This is a genomic window from Streptomyces sp. WAC06614 (genome assembly GCF_003949795.1).
Classification (GTDB): Bacteria; Actinomycetota; Actinomycetes; order Streptomycetales; family Streptomycetaceae; genus Streptomyces.
The window spans coordinates 47,957-66,274 of record NZ_RPRY01000003.1; the positions used below are offsets into that span (position 1 = coordinate 47,957).

Genomic DNA, 18,318 nt, shown 5'->3' on the forward strand with positions numbered 1-18,318 from the left:
GATCGCCTCGGTGCCCGTCGTCACCCACGCCGAATTCGATGCGGACGCACTCAGCAGCCGGGAGATCTCCGCCGCGGTGGGTGGCTCGGCACAGCGGATCCTCGCTCTACACCCTGGACACCGAGGCGCTCTCCGCGCTCGCGCCGGACGTCCTGCTCACCCAGGACCTGTGCCGGGTCTGCGCGGTGCCCTACGAGGCGGTTTCCCGGGCGGTGCGCCTCATGGACGCCGGACCTCGTGTGGTGAGCCTGGAACCGCGGACCCTGGGCGACGTCCTGGATTGCCTCGTCACGGTGGGCGGCCTGCTCGGGGTCCGTGAGGCGGCCGAGCGGCGGCGGGAAGAGCTGCGTGACCGGCTCACCGAGGTCCGGCGCGCCACGGCGGGCCGGCCGGCGCCCAGGGTGGTGGCCATCGAGTGGCTCGACCCGCTGTGGCCGGCCGGGCACTGGGTACCGGAGCAGATCACCTGCGCGGGCGGAGAACCGCTGCTGGCCGCACCAGGAGAGCACACCAAAGCGATGACGTGGGAGGCGGTACGCGCGGCGCGCCCGGACGTCATCCTGGTGCTGCCGTGCGGGTTTCCTCCCGAACGGACCCTGGCCGAGATCAACCTCCTCAGGTCCCTGCCTGGCTGGGAGGGGTTGCCCGCCGTGCGCACGGGCGAGGTGTGGGTACTGGACGGGCCCGCCTACTTCAACCGGCCGGGACCCCGCGTGGTCCGGGGCGCCGAGGTCCTCGCCCACGTGCTGCACGGGGTGCGGGTCGGGGATCCTGTGACCGAGGCGGAAGCGCGGCGGCTAGACCGGGCGTAGCACTTCCTCCCGGCCGAATATCGCCCGCCGGAACGGAACTGATGCGTCCACACGGCATCTCACAGGATCCGCTTCCAGCACATGCCCACCAGGTCGTACGATGCGTTCTGCTCCGGCCCATGCGGCGGGAGCTCACAACCGAATGCATGCACAACTGGGGGAAGCCGGTGGGAATCCGGCGCTGACCTGCAACCGTGAGCGGAGCCGAATGGCGCCGTGAGTCGGAGTACCCGGGGTGCGATGCGTACTGCTTCTCACTGTCATGGTCTGCAGCGCGAAGCCCCCACCCCGGGCCGGCGTCCCCTGCTCGTCTCCTCACGGAAACGAGCAGGGTACGGGCACGTGCGGCGGAGGGACCGTCGGCTCAGACTCTCGTCCCTCCCAGGAAGAAGGCATCATGCGCCAGCTCCTCGCCCGCCGCTCCGTGATCGCCACGGCCGCCCTCGGGCTCGCTCTCGCCACCGCTCCGGCCGTGGCCGAGGCCGCCCCCCAGCCGAACACGAACGCGGCCGTCAAGGTCAACCTCACCGTTCAGGGCCCCAACGGGGTGCTGTTCAAGGGCAAGATCAAGACCAAGGGTCACGACGTCACGACCACCACTGGTGGCACCCACAAGTGCGACGGCACCAACGGCGGCGCCAACCCGTCCAAGGTCCCCACCCCGACCGCAGCACTCGACGACGCGGCTCGACTGAACTACTTCTCGTGGGACGGTACTTGGTACGCGTCCTTCGACGACTTCTCCGTCGACACCATAAAGAACGTCAGTGGCGGCGGCTCCGCCTACTGGAGCATCGCCGTCAACGGCACCCCCACCCCGGTGGGCGGCTGCCAGTTCAAGCTCAATGCCGGCGACCAGGTGTCCTTCACCTGGACGTCCTTCTAGTCCGTTCCGAAGACCATACGATCGGGCCCACTCCGTCGGTCCGCTAGCGCTTGCGTCCAGGGCCCCTCGCAGAGCCGGGCGACGCGTCCGGCTGCTTCCCGATCACTCGTTGGGCCTGCTCGACCGCTGCTTCCAGAGCGCTGAGCAGGCCCTTCGGCGGCTGTCGTGGGGCATCGGGTCCATCGTGGGGAGCCTCCGCAGGGACCTCACCCGCCCGGAGCAGGGCACACATCGCCCCCGCCACCCGGGTCAGCGAGGTGAGCGCCTCCCGTGTCATACGCAACCGCACCACGTGGGAGCCGAATTGGCGGCGGGACGCCGCCAGGCTCTCGTACTCCTGCTCCGTGAGGGCGACCAACTGCACCCCGTCGACGATCACCTGACGCGGCACGATCTTCGCCATCCCCGACCCTTCCGGCGCCCTGGGTAAACGCCCTGCTTTCACGTTGCCCGTTCCTCCAATAGTGCAACAGTGCGGGTTGCGGGCTTCAGGCCCGCAACCCGCACTGTCGTCGCGATGATCAGGCGCCCCACCGCAGGGCGATGGTGTCGCCCACGTTGATGACCTTCTCCCGCAGCGCCCCGGCGAAGGAGGAACCGTCGACGCTGACCTTCCAGGTGTTCGAGCCGCTGTTGGCCTTGCCGTTGACCGTCGTGATCGTGCCGGTCCCGGAGGACGGGGTCACGCCGGTGACGCAACCCGAGGGGGTGGCCGCCGAGGTCGCGGCGGTGAGCACGTCGCCGAGCGTGGTGGTCGTACCGGTCGGTGTGAAGGCCACCGAGCAGACCTTGAGGTTGCCGGCCCCGTCGTCGACGGTCAGCGCCAGCTTGGTCGCCGTCCCCGCGGTGAAGGTGGACTGGGCGACCCACTGCGGGGCGCCGGGGGTGACCGGGACGGGCGGGGCCGTGGTGAAGCCGCCGCCGGCGACGGCGCGCAGCGCGTCGATGGAGGAGTAGGCCGAGGGCGTGGTGTCGGAGGGCTTGTACTTGAAGCCGCCCGCCGGGTTGTACTGGTTGGCGATCAGGAAGTCGATCGGGGTCTTGCCACTGCCGGTGAGGAAGTCGCCGGTCTGGGGGTTGAAGCCGCAGGCGTTGAGGCCCGCGACGCCCCAGCCGTTGGAGCTGGTGTTGACGCCGTAGAGGGAGTTGAAGGCGCCGCTGCTGGAGACGAGGGTGCTCTTGAGGAAGTTCTTCGCCTGGACGACGTCGGTGTCGGTGTTCGGGACGCCGGAGACGCAGAGGGCGGCCATGGCGGCGCCGGTCATGTCGACGTCGCTCGCGGAGTTCAAAACGGTGGGGTTGCCCTCGGCCTTGTTGAAGGTCCAGCCGCCGTCCACGTGCTGGTTGGCGCGGATGCGGGTGACCATGGAGTCGGTCAGTGCCTGCGGCACCCGCTTCGCACCGCCCTGGGTCTTGGCACCACCCAGCGAAAGGGCCGCGAACACCGTGCCGTTGAAGTTCCCCGACGGGCCGAAGTAGCCGGCCTCGGCGGTCTGCCAGTAGGAGTAGATGTTGGCTATGAGGTTGCGGGAGGCCGAGACCCGCGCCGGGTCGATGCCGGCGGCGTACGCGTTGAGCGTGCCGCGCTCGTAGTCGGTGACCACCGGGGAGGCTTGCGGCCAGCCCGCCGTCGACAGCAGGTTGCGGTAGACGGTGCGCGCGTTCTTCGTCGTGTCGCCGGCGGGGTAGACGTCGACGACGGCCGTGCCGGTGGCTGCGAAGGCGCTGAACGCCCACTCGTTGGAGAGGCCGCTGCCCGCGTACGAACCATCGGCGGCCTGGAGGGACTTGAGATACGTCACGCCGTTGGTCTTGGACGTGGCGATCTGGGCGGGCGAGGAGGTCGCGAAGGCCGGCAGGGTCGTGAGGGCGAGGGCGCCGAGTGCTGCGGGCACCGCGAGCGAGAGGCGGCGCGGGGTACGGGTACGGGACATGGCCTGCTCCTGGAAATGAGGGACGCCGACCCGACCGCAGCTCTCGTGGGCGGGCAGCCCGCAGCTCGGTGGCGGCCGTCCGAACGCGTGGTACGGCTTGAGATGTGCCTCGCCAGATGGGCATTCGGGCTCGGTGACGGCCCCCTGCCGTCCCACACCGCTGCGCGTCAGCCCCGGATTCGCACCGGGTTCCCCCATGTGGCAGCCCAGGACGCTACCGGAATGATCAAGGGTCCGCCAGCCGATGCGTGGTGGATCCATAGGGTGGTTCTTGTGCCTTGCCTCGTGAGACGCAGACCACCTTGACGGTGTCTTTATCCGCGTGTTCCACTCCGACTGATAAGCACTCAGCTCCAGGGGAAGCCGGTCGAATTCCGGCGCTGACCCGCAACCGTAGGCCCGGTTCCGTCCGGGCGAGTCGGAATGCCTGGGGCCAGGTTTTTGCAGCGAGAAGCGCCGTCGCGGACTACGGCGTGGTTCGAACGGCTTCCCCGTGGTCCCACGGGTTGTGGAGCCCTTTTGCCACGCACTGGTCCGCCCGGCTGACACGAGGGGCCGTGGTGGGGACCGCACAGCAATCAGAGCGACACCTGGGGAGCAAGGGGCTGCTGTCGCTCGTATCGGCGGCGTTGCTGACCTTCGCCGCGAGCGCGGCCTTCGTCGGCGGAACGGTACCTGCCTCGGCCGACCCGATCGAGCAGTGCACGGCCACCACCGGGGCGATCGTCGCGGTGGACTTCGGCCCGTTCGGCGGCAAGGTGGAGAAGGGCTGCGACACCACCCCCACCACCGGCTACGAGTTGCTGCAGACCGCCGGGTTCACCATGGAGGGCACCGTCCACGACGGCCCCGCCTTCATCTGCCGCATCGGCAAGGGCACCGGCACGCAGTTCCCGACGCCGGACAAGGAGCCCTGCGTCCTCACCCCGCAGGCGTCCGCCTACTGGTCGTACTGGACGGCTTCGCCCGGGCAGCGGAAGTGGTCCTACAGCCAGCAAGGGGCCATGGCCAGGAACCCGAAGCCGGGTGACGTGGAGGCCTGGGTCTACGGCGGCACCGACGTCGAGGGCACCAAGGGCAAGCCGTCCTTCTCCCCCGACGACGTCCGTGGCTTCACCACCCCCGACCCGACCGTCCCGACGGCGCCGCCCAAGGTGCCGGCCGGACGGGTCGACGTACCCGCGACCACCCGCTGGGTGACCGGGACGCTGACGGACGGGGAGCGCGTCGTCGACGAGGGCTCCACGACCCCGAACCACTTCCTCTCCACGGAAGCCGTCTTCGCCCTCGCGGCAGCCGACCGCAAGAGCCCGGTGGCGAGGAAAATCGCCGACTTCCTCGCGACGCCCGCGCAGACCGACGCGTACGCCTACCCGGCCGGCAAGGACGGCATCCCGGACGCCACCGCCGCCGCCCGGCTCGCCCTGGTCGCCGAGGCCACCGGCAAGGACCCGCGCGCGTTCGGCGGGCACGACCTGCTCGGCGACCTCGTGAAGTACGCCTGCCCCCGGGACATCGGTGACGGTGAGACGGTCGAAGGCTGCTTCACCAAGGGCGACTTCCGTACGACCGGGCAGGCCGACGCCCAGGCCATGGCCGTCATCGCCCTGGTCAACGCCGGTATGACCCCGCCCCCCGGTTCCGTGGCCCGACTGACTGTCCTGCAGTGCGAGGACGGCGGCTTCACCAGCATCCTCATCCGGCCCGGCAGCCCCGGGTGCGAGAGCGAGGCCGGCGCCACCGGCCTGATCACCCTGGCCCTGGAGCGGGCCGGCGGCCACGAGGCGGTGCTCCAGAAGGCCCGCAACTACCTGAAGCGGTCCCAGCTGGCGACCGGCGCCTGGCCCTCGGTCTACTACGAGACGACCGGCAATCCGGCCGCCACCGGCTGGGCCGCGCAGGCGCTGCGCGCCCTCGGCGACGAGGCGTTCGCGGATGCCGGCGTCTCCTGGCTCTCCAAGCACCAGCTCCCGACGGGTGGATTCGGCTTCGCCGAGGACGACACCGATTCGAGGCTGTACCCCACCGCGACGGCCGCCCTCGCGGGCGCCGGCCATGACCTCGTCTCCCTGACCGCCAAGCCGGCCGAACCGCCGACCCCGACCACGCCGCCCACCCCGACCACGCCGCCGGCCGGTGAAGGGCCCGACCTGAAGAAGGGCGCCGCGTACCTGACGGCCCCCTCCCGCCTGGTCCAGGGCCGCTTCTACGAGAGCCAGCCCGGCACCGGATTCGCCGACTACGGCCTGACCATCGACGGCGCGTACGCCCTCGCCGCCACCGGCGGGGACAACGCCGCCCTGCGCAACATCGTCGACTTCATGGACAAGGGCGGCAAGGACGGCCAGAAGCGCGGCATCCACGACTGGACCCTCGTCGGCACCAAGTACGCGAACGGCGGCTCCATCGGCAAGGCTGCCGTGCTCGCCCAGGCCGTGGGCCGCGATCCGCGGAACTTCGGCGGCCAGGATCTGATCGCAGCCCTCGCGAAGATCACCTGTCAGGCGAAGACCCCGACCGTCCAGGAGTGCGCGGCCAAGGGCAACTACGCCTACGCCACCTCCGTCTTCAAGCAGTCCCTCGGTGTCATGGCCCAGCTGCGCGCAGGTGAGAAGGCCGCCGCGGCCGAACCGGTCGCCTACCTCAAGAGCCTCCAGACCCCGTCCGGTGCCTGGGTCAGCCTGATCGGCGAACCCAGCGGCCCCGAAGTGGACTCGACCGCCATGGCCGCCATGACCGTGGACCTGCTCCCCGACGCCGACTCCCAGGCAGCGGTGGACAAGGCACTCGCCTGGCTCGCCACCCAGCAGAAGGAAGACGGCGGCTTCCCCGGCGCCTCCGGAAACTCCGTCAACTCCGCGGCCCTGGCCATCCAGGGACTCTCGCTGGACGCTCCCAAGTACGGCTCCCAGATCGCCAAGGCCCGGAAGTTCCTGGCGAGCCAGCAGAACGGCGACGGCGGCTTCAACGTCGCCAAGGGCGGCCAGACCGGATCCGACCTCCGCGCCTCCACCCAGGCCGTCGGCGGCGCCACCGGCGTCTCCTTCGGCACGCTGACCCGCGACCTGACCGGCACCACCCCCGAGCCCGTCCCCAGCACCTCTGGCGGAACGTCCGGTGGTACCTCCGGCGGCAGCGGTTCGCCCGTCATCGTGACGCCGGGCGAGAACGGTGGCGGCACGGGCTCCTCGGGTGGTTCCGGGTCCGGCGGCGGTTCTCTCGCCTCTACCGGAGCCCAGGTCGGTGCGCTCGCCGCTGCCGCGCTGGTCCTGACCCTCGGCGGCTGGGGCCTCACCCGCGCCGCGAAGCGCCGCCGCCGGACGGGGGCGGGAGCATGAGTCGCAACCGCTTCGTGCGCGCCTTCGCCCGGGCTGCCGCCGCGCTGGGGCTGACGGTGGCGGCCTTCGCCGCCACCACGGCCCCGGCGGGCGCCGCGCCGCAGCCGATGGGCCAGTGCACCACCTCTTCGGGGGTCGTACTCGCCGTGGACTTCAGCCACTGGGGCGGCCCCGTCTACCGCTCCTGCGGCACCACCCCCACCACGGGCTACGAGCTCCTCAACCAGGGTGGCTGGGCCACGACCGGCACCGGCCACGACGGCCCTGCCTTCATCTGCCGCATCGGCTACAGCGGATATCAGGGCGGCAAGCAGTACCCGACCCCGCAGCAGGACGACTGCGTACTGACCCCACCGGCTTCCGCCTACTGGTCGTACTGGCACGCCAATCCGGGCCAGAACACCTGGGAATACAGCCAGTTGGGCGCCATGCTCTACAAGCCGAAGCCCGGCAGCGTCGACCTGTGGATCTTCGGCGGAACGAACGTCGAAGGCACCGAGGGCAAGCCCACCGTCACCCCCGACCAGCTCCGCGCCAAGAACACCCAGCCCACCGGAGGCCCCGCACCCAAGGACACCCGCACGGCGGCGCCGCTGCCGCCGAACGTCAACACCGGTCCCAGGCCGGAGAACCCGCCGCCGACCAGCCCGCAGGCGACGACGACGCCCAGCCCCGCAGCTACGGAAAGCCCCTCCGCCTCGGCAAGCCCTTCAGAGAGCATCTCGCCCACGCCCTCCGCACCACCGCCTTCGTCCAGTGCCCCGGCCGTGGCCGCGCCCGGCCCCCAGGTGGTCGAAGCGGCGCCCGCCGCCGACACGAAGCACGACACCGGTTCGTACCTGCCCGCCGTCGCCACCGGTGCACTGGTGCTGCTGATCGGCGCCGCGGCCGTGTACGCCGCCAAGCGCCGTCGTACGGAGTAGCCGCGTGACGCGCACCACCATCTCGACGCAGGCGGCGAAGCCGCCCGTGTCCGGCCCCGCGCCGGACACGGGCGGCCGCCGCCTGCCCCGCACCCTGCACCCCGTCGCCTGGTGGATCTGGGCCCTCGCCCTGGCCACCGCCGTGAGCCGCACCAACAACCCGCTGCTGCTGTTCCTCGTCCTCGCGGTCCTCGGCTACGTGATCACCATGCGCCGCACCGAGGCGCCCTGGGCGCGCGGCTTCAAGTACTACCTGTACCTCGCGCTGACCGTCGTCGCGATCCGGGTCACCTTCCGCGCGGTCTTCGCCACCGGCATCACCCCGCGCGACCACTTCCTCTTCTCACTGCCCCACATCCCCACTCCCGACTGGTACGCGGGCATTCAGCTCGGCGGGCCCGTGTCCCTGGAGGCGCTGCTCTCCGCGGCGACGGACGGGCTACGCCTCGCCTGCATGCTGTGCTGCATCGGCGCCGCCAACACCCTCGCCAACCCCAAGCGGGCCCTCCGTGTGCTGCCCGGCGCCCTCTACGAACTGGGGGTCGCGGTCACCGTCTCCCTCAGCGTCGCCCCGCAGCTCGTCCAGAGCGTGCAGCGCGTCCACCGTGCCAAGCGGCTCCGGGCCGGACGCTCGAAGGGCCTGCGCGCCCTGCGCGGCATCATCGTCCCCGTCCTGGAGGACGCCCTCGAACGGTCCCTGCGCCTGGCCGCCGCCATGGACTCCCGGGGATACGGCCGGGGCGGCACCGCCACCCGCCGCTCCCGCCGCCTGACCGGCGCCCTGATGCTGCTCGGCATGTGCGGCCTGTGTGCCGGGACGTACGGACTGCTCGACGCGACCGCGCCGAAGCTGCTCGGGCTCCCGGCCATGGGCGCCGGGGCCGTGCTGTGCTTCGCCGGGCTGCGCCTGGGCGGCCGCCGGATCACCCGGACCAGCTACCGGCCCGATCCGTGGCACTTCGCCGAATGGGCCGTCGCAGGCTGCGGCGTCCTCTCCGCCGTCCTGCTCTTCGCGAACGTCGGCTTCAACGCGGCCGAGCTCAACCCCTCCATCTACCCGCTCAGCTGGCCCACCCTGCCGCTCGTGCCGGCCGCCGCGATCCTCCTCGCGGGGACCGCCGGCTTCCTGGCCCCGCCGCCGGCCGCACCGGCCCGGGCGGCCGTCCCGCCCCAGCGCACCGAGGAACCCAAGTGATCACCTTCGACCAGGTCACCGTCCAGTACGAGGACACGGCCGAACCGGTCCTGCGCGATGTGGACCTCACCGTCGAGGAGGGCGAACTCTGCCTGGTCGTCGGCCACACCGGCGTCGGCAAGTCCACCCTCCTCGGCGCCGTCAACGGCCTCGTCCCCCACTTCACCGGCGGCACCCTGTACGGCCGCGTCCTCGTCGACGGACGGGACACGTCCGAGCACCCGCCCCGCGAACTCGCCGACGTCGTCGGGGTCGTGGGCCAGGACCCGCTGGACGGCTTCGTCACCGACACCGTCGAGGAGGAACTCGCCTACGCGATGGAGCAGCTGGCGGTCCCGCCGGCCACCATGCGCAAGCGCGTCGAGGAGACCCTCGACCTCCTCGGCCTCGCCGACCTGCGCCACCGAGCCCTGCACGAACTCTCCGGCGGCCAGCAGCAGCGCGTCGCCATCGGCTCCGTCCTCACCGCCCACCCCCGCATCCTGGTCCTGGACGAACCCACCTCCGCCCTGGACCCCACGGCAGCAGAGGAGGTCCTGGCCGCCGTCACCCGCCTCGTCCACGACCTCGGCGTCACCGTCCTGCTCGCCGAACACCGCCTGGAGCGCGTCGTCCAGTACGCCGACCGCGTCATCCACCTCCCCGGCAACGGCCGCGTCGTCTCAGGCACACCCGCCGAGATCTTCCGCACCTCCTCCATCGCCCCGCCCATCGTCGAACTGGGCCGCGCGGCGGACTGGACGCCGCTGCCGCTCTCGATCCGCGACGCCCGCCGCGCCGCGGCCCCCCTGAGGACCCGGCTGGCCGACACCGTTCCCCCACCGGTCCGCCCTGCCCCGACGACGGTCCGGCCGGAACTCCTCACCGCACGCGGCATCACCGTGACCTACCACGGCGTACCGGCCGTCCGCGAGGTCGACCTGACCCTCCACGGCGGCGAGATCACCGCCCTCATGGGCCGCAACGGCTCCGGCAAGTCCTCCCTCCTGTGGGCGCTCCAGGGATCCGGACCACGCAAGGCCGGCTCGGTGGCCGTCAGCCCTCCCGACGACCCGAAGCCGCTCGACCCCCGGAAGCTGTCAGCCGCCGACGCCCGGCGGCTGGTCGGACTGGTCCCCCAAACCCCCACCGACCTCCTCTACCTGGAATCCGTCAAACAGGAACTCGACCAGGCCGACGCCGAATCCGGAGTCACCGCCGCCGGGATCCGGTCCCGCACCATCCTGGACCGGCTCGCACCCGGCATCCCCGACACCACCCACCCCCGCGACCTGTCCGAGGGCCAGAAGCTCGCCCTCGTCCTGGCGATCCAGCTGACCGCCGCCCCCCGCGTGCTGCTCCTGGACGAACCCACCCGCGGCCTCGACTACCGGGCCAAGAGCGAGCTGATCCGCATCGTCGACGACCTAGCCGCCGAGGGCCGGGCCGTCGTGATCTCCACCCACGACGTCGAGTTCGTCGCCCGCGCCGCCAACCGCGTCGTCGTCATGGCGGAAGGCGACATCGTCGCCGACGGCCCCACCACCGAGGTCATCGTCGCCTCCCCCGTCTTCGCCCCCCAGACCGCGAAGATCCTCGCCCCGCTCCCCTACCTCACGGTCGCCCAGGCGACCGCCACCCTCACCGACCACGGGACGGACCCGGCCTCATGACCGCACGCGCCGCAGCCATCCGGATCCATGCACGCGCCGGCATCGTCATAGCCATGGCGGCCTTCCTCGGGATCGTGGCGTTCTTCTGGCCCTTCCTCGTCGCTCCCGGGAAGTTCGGCTCGAACTACGCCCCGCCGCTGATCTTCGGGGTCCTCCTCGTCATCGTGCTGTGCGTGGTCGTCTCCGAGATCGCCGAAGGCGGCATCAACTCCAAGGCCCTCGCCATGCTCGGCGTGCTGTCCGCGGTGAACGCCGCGATCCGCCCGCTGGGGGCCGGCACGGCCGGGATCGAGACGGTGTTCTTCATCCTGGTCCTCGCCGGCCGGGTCTACGGTCCGGGCTTCGGCTTCACGCTGGGCTGCACGTCGCTCTTCGCTTCCGCCCTCATCACGGGCGGGGTCGGGCCCTGGATGCCGTACCAGATGTTCGGCTGCGCCTTCGTCGGCATGCTCGCCGGCTTCCTCCCGAAGGCCGCCGGCCGCAAGGAGGTCGCCATGCTCGCCGTATACGGATCGGTCTCCGGCTACCTCTTCGGCTTCCTCCTCAACCTCTCCTTCTGGCCCTTCTCCCTCGACCCGAACAGCTCCATCGCCTACCTGCCCGGCCTCCCCTTCACCGAGCAGTTCCACCGCTACCTCGCCTTCGACCTGGCCACCTCCCTCGGCTGGGACACGGGGCGGGCCGTCACCAACTTCGTCTGCATCTGCCTGGCCGGCCCCGCCGTCCTCACGGTCTTCCGCCGCGCCGCCCGCAAGGCCCGCTTCCAGGCCTCGGTCCGCTTCAAGCCCAGCACGGTGTCGGCTGAGCAGTGAGCTGCGACGCCCGCCGCCAATGACCTGCCCCGGAACGGGTCCGGGACGGGACGACCAAGCGCCTGCCCGGAACGGAGGGGTCCGGGCGGACTCACACCCTCATGCCCGACCGGTGGGACGCAGTTCGCGCTCGAGGGCGGACAGGGCGAAGGCGTGCGCGGAGGTGTGCTGCCAGCGGGACCGTCCGAACATCACGTCCTCGGAAAGCCCGCTCAGCATGGCCACCGCCCGGATCGTGAACTCGGAGACGTCCACGTCGGCGAAGTGGCCCAGGTCCCGGCCCTCACGGAGGATGGCTTCCAGGCGCTCGTCCCAGCCGTCCAGCAGCTCGGTGAGGAGGCGCCGGCCCGCCTCGTCGTGGCGCTGGGCCAGTACCTGCGTCCACAGCGCGTAGCGTTCGTCGCCCTGCTCGCGGGGCAGATAGAAGCGGACGAACAGGTCCAGCTTCTCGGCAGGAGATGCGGCCCGGTCGGCGGCCTGCTGGAACCGGGCCCAGAGGTCCGCCTGGCTCCACGCGAGGACTTCGAGCAGGAGCCGGTCCTTCTTGCCGAAGTGGTAGAGGATGTGCCCGGTGCTCATACCGGCCCGCTCGGCAATGTCCGACATCCGCAGGCCCGCCGTGCCCTTCTCTGCGATCACGGCGATGGCGGCCCGCATCGCCCGCCCCCGCGCCTGCTCCCCGCTGGGCTGACGCTTCCTGTCGGGCAGCGCGGGCCCCGTCCCTGACGTCGGCATGAGCTCACTTTCGGTTACGGAAATCCAGGTCCCAAGTCTAGGTTCCGGCGATCTAGATTCTTAATCTAGACTGAAAATCTAGTCAGGTAGGACGGTGCACACCCGTCCATCCACATGCCCGCCCCCGCGGCCGACGGCCTACCCGTACGACCCACCACCCAGGAGACCCCTCATGACGCGCGGATTCGATGTCGTGGAGACCTGTATCGCCCACCTGCGCGCAGCGCTGGAGAAGGGCGAGACGACCTCGGTCGGCCTGCTCGACGCCTATCTCGCTCGGATCGACGCGTACGACCGGCTCGGCACGGCCACCGCTCTGAACGCGATGGTCGTGATGAACCCCGACGCCCGGGCGGAAGCGGAGGCCTCCGACGCCCGCCGCGCCCGCGGCGAGACCCTCGGCCCGCTGGACGGTATCCCCTACACCGCCAAGGACAGCTACCTCGCCGAGGGGCTCACGGCCGCGTCCGGCTCCCCGGCCTTCGAGCACCTCGTCGCCCAGCGCGACGCCTTCGCCATCGAACGCCTGCGCGCGGGCGGGGCCGTCCTCATAGGCCTGACCAACATGCCGCCGATGGCGAACGGCGGCATGCAGCGCGGCGTGTACGGCCGCGCGGAAAGCCCGTACAGCGCCGACTGGCTCACCAGCGCCTACGGCTCCGGCTCCTCCAACGGCTCCGGCACCGCGACGGCGGCGTCCTTCGGCGCGTTCGGCCTCGGCGAGGAGACCTGGTCCTCGGGCCGCGCTCCCGCGTCGAACAACGCGCTGTGCGCCTACACGCCCAGCCGCGGCGTGATCTCGGTCCGCGGCAACTGGCCGCTCGTACCGACCATGGACGTCGTGGTCCCGCACACCCGCACCATGGCCGACCTGCTCGAACTGCTCGACGTCATCGTCGCCGACGACCCGCACACGCGCGGGGACCTGTGGCGCGCCCAGCCCTGGGTGCAGCTGCCCTCACCGTCGCAGGTACGACCCGCCTCCTACCCAGACCTCGCGCCCACCGACGCCGGGGCGGCATCCGAGGCGCTCGCCGGCAAGCGTGTCGGCGTGCCCCGGATGTACATCAACGCCGACCCCGCCGCCGGCACGAACCCCGACGGAGGCATCGGCGGCCAGACCGGACAGCGCATCGACACGCGTCCCTCGGTGATCGCCCTGTGGGAAGCAGCCCGCCGCGACCTGGTGGCCGCCGGCGCCGAGGTCGTCGAGGTCGACTTCCCCGTGGTCTCCAACTACGAGTCCGACCGCCCCGGCGCGCCCTCGCTTTTCACCCGCGGACTGGTCGGCCGCGACTACCTCACCTTCGAGATCGAAGACCTGTCAGCCTGGGCCTGGGACGACTTCCTGCGCGCCAACGGCGACCCGGCGCTCTCCACCCTGGCCGACGTCGACGGCACCCGCATCTGGCCCAAGCAGAACGGTGAACTGCCCGACCGCTACGACGGCTTCGACGACACGATCGGCGACTACCCGCGCTTCGTGCGCGAGCGCCCGTACGCCTCCCTCACCGACATGCCGCACCTGGAGCAGGGGCTGCGCGGACTCGAGGAAACGCGCCGCGTCGACCTCGAACTGTGGATGGACGGACTGGGACTGGACGCGGTGGTCTTCCCCGCGGTCGCCGACGTGGGCCCCGCGGACATGGACGTCAGCACGGAGTCCGCCGACCTCGGCTGGCGCAACGGCGTCTGGGTCGCCAACGGCAACCTCGTCCCCCGCCACCTCGGCATCCCGACCGTGACCGTACCTATGGGCACCATGACCGACACCGGCATGCCCGTCGGGCTGACCTTCGCGGGCCGCGCCTACGACGACAACGCGCTCCTCACCTTCGCCGCAGCCTTCGAGAAGACCGGCAGCCGCCGCACCGAGCCGCCGCGCACGCCCCGCCTGCCAGCGGAGTGACCCGACCGAGAGCCTCCGGGCTGACCACGTCAGCCCGTGGAGCCCGGCTGGGGCCCCTTCCCCGTCCACAGGGAAGGGGCCCAGCCCCGCGGTGGGGTCACGGCTGCGGGCCTGTCCCCGCCTCGCCTCCCCCGTGCGCGGGCTGGAGGTTCGCAGTCCACTTCTCCTCGATGCGACCGAACCTCCAGACGGCGAACGCGACGATCCAGGTGGCGATGAAAAGCCCGACGATCAGGTAGCCGACCAGGTTGAGATCGAGGCCGCCGACCCAGTCCCAGAACGGGCCGTGCAGGTCGAGCTTCTCGCCGACCAGGCCCAGCAGTTCGATCGTGCCGATGATCAGGGCCACGGCCACCGACAGGCCGGTGATGGTGAGGTTGTAGTAGACCTTGCGCACCGGCTTGGAGAAGGCCCAGCCGTAGGCGAAGTTCATGAACGAGCCGTCGATGGTGTCCAGTAGCGACATGCCCGCCGCGAAGAGGACCGGCAGGCAGAGGATCGCGTACCAGGGCAGCCCGGAGGCCGCGCCTGTTCCGGCCAGGACCAGCAGGGCGATCTCCGTGGCGGTGTCGAAGCCGAGGCCGAAGAGCATCCCGAGCGGGTACATCTGCCAGGGCTTGGTGATCGACTGCATCAGCCGGCCCAGGATCCGGTTCAGGAACCCTCGGTTGTTCAGCTGCTCCTCCAGCGCGGCCTCGTCGAAGTGCCCGGAGCGCATCTCGCGGAACACCTTCCAGATCCCCGCGAGGATGACCAGGTTGATGATCGCGATGGCGTAGAGGAAGACGCCTGAGACCGTCGTCCCGATCCAGCCGGTGATGTTGTGGAGCTGGGAGCCGTCGTCCTCGACGGGGCCGGCGAGGGCCTTGATGCCGAGGGAGAGCAGGACGGCGAGGGCGAAGACGATGGTGGAGTGCCCGAGGGAGAACCAGAAGCCGACCGACAGGGGGCGCTCGCCCTCGTGCATGAGCTTGCGGGTGGTGTTGTCGATCGCGGCGATGTGGTCGGCGTCGAAGGCGTGCCGCATGCCCAGGGTGTATGCGGTGACGCCGATCCCGATCCCGAAGGTCTTCTCGCCCAGGCTGTAGTGCTCGGGGGTGACGATCGCGACGAGGGTGAACCAGCCGATGACGTGGAGAGCGGCGATGAACGCCGTCATCCCGGCCACCCGCCTCCACTCCGCCCGGGTCATGGACCCGGTGAAGCGTTGCCATCGGGAGCGAGAATGCGCTGGTGGGACAGGGGTACCGGCGGTCATGGGTGTCTTCTCTCGGTCGCGTTACACCTCTAACGCGAAGAGGATGCTCTTGCAACATGTGCGCAGGAAGAGAATGGAACCGGTGTGACCGAAGGCTGGCCGGCAGCTGGTGGAAGTTTTACACCGCCGTGGGGAGAGCGTGGCATTCGGCCACACCCTCCCCGGAGAGCGGGTCAGCGGCTGCCGACGAGCCGGGGCAGTTCAGCCAGCGTGTCTGCGAGGCGGTCGGCGGCCAGGCCGCCGCCCTGGGCCAGCTCCGGGGAGCCACCGCCGCGTCCGCCGAGGAGTTGCTTGACCAGCGCGGCGGCGTTCAGGCCTGCCTCGCGCGCGGCCTTGTTCAGCGCCACGACGACCACCCCGGCCGCGGTACCGACGCCGACGGCACCGGGCGTGGCGACCGGGAGGCGGTCCCGTACGGCCGTCGCCAGGGCGCGGGCCTCTTCGGCTCCGCCCTCGGCAGTGGTGACGACCACTTGGACGCCGGTCGCGTCCACCGCGTTCCCGGCCAGTTCGGCGGCACGGGCGGTGGTGACCTGCTGCTTGAGGCGGGCGTTCTCGCGGTCCGCTGCCTTGAGACGGTCCAGCAGCCCCGCGATCTTCTCGGGCAGCTCGGCGCGCGGGGCGCCGAGCTGTTCGGCGATCCGGGCGACGAGGTCGCGTTCGCGGGCCAGGTAGGCGAAGCCCTCGACGCCGACGGCGGCCTCCAGGCGGCGCATGCCCGCGCCGACCGAGCCCTCCGAGGTCAGGGCGACCGTGCCGATCTGGGAGGCGTGCTCGACGTGGGTGCCGCCGCATAGTTCCCGCGACCAGGCCCCGCCGATCTCGACGACGCGGACCTTCTCCCCGTACGTCTCGTCGAACAGGGCGAGCGCGCCCAGCTCCTTCGCCTCGGGAAGCGTCATCCACTGCACGCCAACGGGCAGGTCACGACGCAGCGCCCGGTTCGCCGCTTCCTCGACCTCACTGCGCACCGTCGTCGAGAGGCCGCCGCGCCAGGGGAAGTCGAGCCGGAGGTAGCCGGGGCGATTGTAGGAGCCGGCCTGGAGGGCGGTGGGGCCGAGGACCTCGCGCAGGGCGGCGTGCAGGACGTGGGTGCCGGAGTGGGCCTGGCGGGCGCCGAGCCGCCATTCCGGGTCGACGGCCGCGTGCACGGCGTCGCCGGTCGCGAGCTCGCCCGCAGTGATCCGTACCTGGTGAGCGACGAGACCCGGCAGGGGGCGCTGGACGTCCAGCACTTCGGCCTCGACGGAGGCGCCGGAGAGGACGCCCGCGTCACTGTCCTGGCCGCCGGACTCGGCGTAGAAGGGGGAACGGTCGAGGACGACGGTGACGATCTCCCCGGTCCGGGCCACGGGTACCGCGCCCTCGGCCCCGAGGACCGCGAGGACGCGGGACTCGGTGGTCAGGGTCTCCCAGGCCAGCCAGTCGGTCGGCCCGTTCGCGTCCAGGACGGAGCGCAGAGCCGTGGTGTCGACGGCGCCGCCGGACTTGCGGACGCGGGCGTCCGCGCGGGCCCGCTCCCGCTGGGCGTTCATCAGCGCGGTGAAGCCTTCGCGGTCGACCTCGACGCCCTGTTCGGCGGCCATCTCCAGAGTGAGGTCGATGGGGAAGCCGTAGGTGTCGTGCAGCAGGAACGCCTGCGCGCCCGGCAATGAACGCCCGCCCTCCGCCTTCACCTTGGTGATGGCGGTGTCGAGGACGGTGGTGCCCTGCTTGAGGGTAGCGCGGAAGGTGTCCTCCTCGCCGTACGCCTGGTCGGTGATCCGGGGGAACGCTTCGGTGATCTCGGGGTAGCTGGGGGCCATGCAGTCGCGGGCCACCGGGAGCAGCTCGCGCAGGGCCGGGTCCTGGTAGCCGAGCTGGCGCATGGAGCGGACGGCGCGGCGCAGGATGCGGCGCAGGACGTAGCCGCGGCCCTCGTTGCCGGGAGCCGTGCCGTCCCCGAGGAGCATCAGCGCCGTACGGACGTGGTCGGCTACGACGCGGAGCCGTACGTCGGACTGCGCGTCGGCCCCGTACCGGACGCCGGCGAGGGCCGCTGCATGGTCGAGGACGGGGCGGGTCTCGTCGATCTCGTAGAGGTTGTCCTTGCCCTGGAGGAGGGTGGCCATGCGCTCCAGGCCCATGCCGGTGTCGATGTTGCGGCGGGGGAGCTCGCCCAGGATCGGGTAGCCGGACTTGCCGGGGCCGTCGCCGCGCTCGTACTGCATGAAGACGAGGTTCCAGAACTCCATGTACCGGTCCTCGTCGACCGCGGGTCCCCCCTCGCGGCCGAGGGCGGGGCCGCGGTCGTAGTACAGCTCGGAGCAGGGTCCGCAGGGGCCGGGGACGCCCATGGACCAGAAGTTGTCCTCGTCGCCGCGGGCCACGATCCGCTCGTCGGGCAGGCCCGCGGTCTTGCGCCAGATAGCGCGGGATTCGCTGTCGGAGTGGTGGACGGTGACCCAGATCCTGTCCGGGTCGAGGCCGTAACCGCCGTTCGCCTGGGACGCCGTCGACAGCTCCCAGGCGTAGGCGATGGCCTCTTCCTTGAAGTAGTCCCCGAAGGAGAAGTTGCCGTTCATCTGGAAGAAGGAGCCGTGCCGGGTGGTCTTGCCGACCTCCTCGATGTCCAGCGTCCGCACGCACTTCTGCACGCTGGTGGCCCGCTCCCACAGCGGGGCGGCCTCGCCCGTGAAGTACGGCTTGAACGGCACCATTCCGGCGTTGACGAACAGCAGCGTCGGGTCCGGGGTGGGCAGGGGCGCGCTGGGGACGACGGTGTGCCCGCGTTCGGCGAAGAAGTCCAGGAAGCGGCTGCGGATGTCGGCGGTACGCAAGGTCGGGTTGCTCCGTTGCTCGGGTCAGATGGGGCGGGGGGCGGC

General features: G+C 71.2%; 13 protein-coding genes and 3 riboswitches. Of the genes, 8 read left to right on the forward strand and 5 right to left on the reverse strand.

Features of this window, described 5'->3' with window-relative positions:
* Positions 1–80: 80 nt before the first annotated feature.
* Both EF918_RS00900 and EF918_RS00905 read left to right on the forward strand, forming a co-directional pair.
* A complete protein-coding gene (locus EF918_RS00900) occupies positions 81–812 on the forward strand; it encodes an ABC transporter substrate-binding protein (protein ID WP_260609676.1) in 732 nt (243 codons plus the stop codon).
* A gap of 157 nt (positions 813–969) precedes the next feature.
* Positions 970–1,044: riboswitch (cobalamin riboswitch) on the forward strand.
* A 165-nt stretch (positions 1,045–1,209) separates the two neighbouring features.
* Complete coding sequence (locus EF918_RS00905) at positions 1,210–1,698, forward strand: DUF4430 domain-containing protein (RefSeq protein WP_125638939.1); 489 nt, start codon at positions 1,210–1,212, stop codon at positions 1,696–1,698.
* Between the two features lie 43 nt (positions 1,699–1,741).
* Here the strand turns inward: EF918_RS00905 and EF918_RS00910 are convergent, their stop codons facing one another.
* A complete protein-coding gene (locus tag EF918_RS00910) occupies positions 1,742–2,101 on the reverse strand; it encodes a hypothetical protein (protein WP_125638942.1) in 360 nt (119 codons plus the stop codon).
* Between the two features lie 118 nt (positions 2,102–2,219).
* The gene (locus EF918_RS00915) at positions 2,220–3,632 is read right to left on the reverse strand and encodes a hypothetical protein (RefSeq protein WP_125638945.1); all 1,413 of its coding nucleotides are present in this window, start codon (positions 3,630–3,632) and stop codon (positions 2,220–2,222) included.
* Between the two features lie 97 nt (positions 3,633–3,729).
* A riboswitch (cobalamin riboswitch) is annotated at positions 3,730–3,869 on the reverse strand.
* A 120-nt stretch (positions 3,870–3,989) separates the two neighbouring features.
* A riboswitch (cobalamin riboswitch) is annotated at positions 3,990–4,060 on the forward strand.
* Between the two features lie 132 nt (positions 4,061–4,192).
* Between EF918_RS00915 and EF918_RS00920 the strand changes: the two genes are divergently transcribed.
* Genes EF918_RS00920 through EF918_RS00940 form a run of 5 tightly spaced genes read left to right on the forward strand, consistent with a single transcriptional unit; the run spans position 4,193 to position 11,552 of the window.
* Positions 4,193–6,970 carry a prenyltransferase/squalene oxidase repeat-containing protein gene (locus EF918_RS00920; protein WP_125638948.1) on the forward strand — a complete coding sequence of 926 codons (2,778 nt, stop codon included), beginning with the start codon at positions 4,193–4,195 and terminating at the stop codon, positions 6,968–6,970.
* A complete protein-coding gene (locus EF918_RS00925; protein ID WP_125638951.1) occupies positions 6,967–7,893 on the forward strand; it encodes a hypothetical protein in 927 nt (308 codons plus the stop codon). Before EF918_RS00920 ends, EF918_RS00925 begins: the two co-directional genes overlap by 4 nt.
* Positions 7,894–7,897: 4 nt before the next feature.
* Entirely contained in the window at positions 7,898–9,088 is a 1,191-nt protein-coding gene (locus EF918_RS00930) for an energy-coupling factor transporter transmembrane component T (protein ID WP_185921542.1), read from the forward strand.
* Complete coding sequence (locus EF918_RS00935) at positions 9,085–10,740, forward strand: ABC transporter ATP-binding protein (protein WP_125638955.1); 1,656 nt, start codon at positions 9,085–9,087, stop codon at positions 10,738–10,740. The genes EF918_RS00930 and EF918_RS00935 overlap by 4 nt, the downstream gene beginning before the upstream one ends.
* On the forward strand, positions 10,737–11,552 hold the full coding sequence (locus EF918_RS00940) for an ECF transporter S component (RefSeq protein WP_125638957.1): 816 nt from the start codon (positions 10,737–10,739) through the stop codon (positions 11,550–11,552). The genes EF918_RS00935 and EF918_RS00940 overlap by 4 nt, the downstream gene beginning before the upstream one ends.
* A 99-nt stretch (positions 11,553–11,651) precedes the next feature.
* Here the strand turns inward: EF918_RS00940 and EF918_RS00945 are convergent, their stop codons facing one another.
* Positions 11,652–12,287: a TetR/AcrR family transcriptional regulator gene (locus EF918_RS00945; protein WP_125638960.1), complete on the reverse strand. Its 636-nt coding sequence runs from the start codon at positions 12,285–12,287 to the stop codon at positions 11,652–11,654.
* Between the two features lie 172 nt (positions 12,288–12,459).
* Here EF918_RS00945 and EF918_RS00950 point away from each other — a divergent pair, with 172 nt between their 5' ends.
* Complete coding sequence (locus EF918_RS00950; RefSeq protein ID WP_125638964.1) at positions 12,460–14,196, forward strand: amidase; 1,737 nt, start codon at positions 12,460–12,462, stop codon at positions 14,194–14,196.
* Between the two features lie 97 nt (positions 14,197–14,293).
* Here EF918_RS00950 and EF918_RS00955 read toward each other — a convergent pair whose 3' ends face one another.
* The gene (locus EF918_RS00955; protein WP_125638967.1) at positions 14,294–15,388 is read right to left on the reverse strand and encodes a HoxN/HupN/NixA family nickel/cobalt transporter; all 1,095 of its coding nucleotides are present in this window, start codon (positions 15,386–15,388) and stop codon (positions 14,294–14,296) included.
* 239 nt (positions 15,389–15,627) lie between these two features.
* Positions 15,628–18,273 carry an alanine--tRNA ligase gene (gene alaS, locus EF918_RS00960; RefSeq protein ID WP_125638970.1) on the reverse strand — a complete coding sequence of 882 codons (2,646 nt, stop codon included), beginning with the start codon at positions 18,271–18,273 and terminating at the stop codon, positions 15,628–15,630.
* Between the last annotated feature and the right edge of the window lie 45 nt (positions 18,274–18,318).

Coding starts and splice junctions, on each gene's coding strand:
- EF918_RS00950 (WP_125638964.1), top strand. CDS start 12,460: ATGACGCGCGGATTCGATGTCGTGGAGACCTGTATCGCCCACCTGCGC.
- EF918_RS00915 (WP_125638945.1), bottom strand. CDS start 3,632: ATGTCCCGTACCCGTACCCCGCGCCGCCTCTCGCTCGCGGTGCCCGCA.
- EF918_RS00940 (WP_125638957.1), top strand. CDS start 10,737: ATGACCGCACGCGCCGCAGCCATCCGGATCCATGCACGCGCCGGCATC.
- EF918_RS00945 (WP_125638960.1), bottom strand. CDS start 12,287: ATGCCGACGTCAGGGACGGGGCCCGCGCTGCCCGACAGGAAGCGTCAG.
- EF918_RS00955 (WP_125638967.1), bottom strand. CDS start 15,388: ATGACCCGGGCGGAGTGGAGGCGGGTGGCCGGGATGACGGCGTTCATC.
- EF918_RS00905 (WP_125638939.1), top strand. CDS start 1,210: ATGCGCCAGCTCCTCGCCCGCCGCTCCGTGATCGCCACGGCCGCCCTC.
- EF918_RS00925 (WP_125638951.1), top strand. CDS start 6,967: ATGAGTCGCAACCGCTTCGTGCGCGCCTTCGCCCGGGCTGCCGCCGCG.
- EF918_RS00910 (WP_125638942.1), bottom strand. CDS start 2,101: ATGGCGAAGATCGTGCCGCGTCAGGTGATCGTCGACGGGGTGCAGTTG.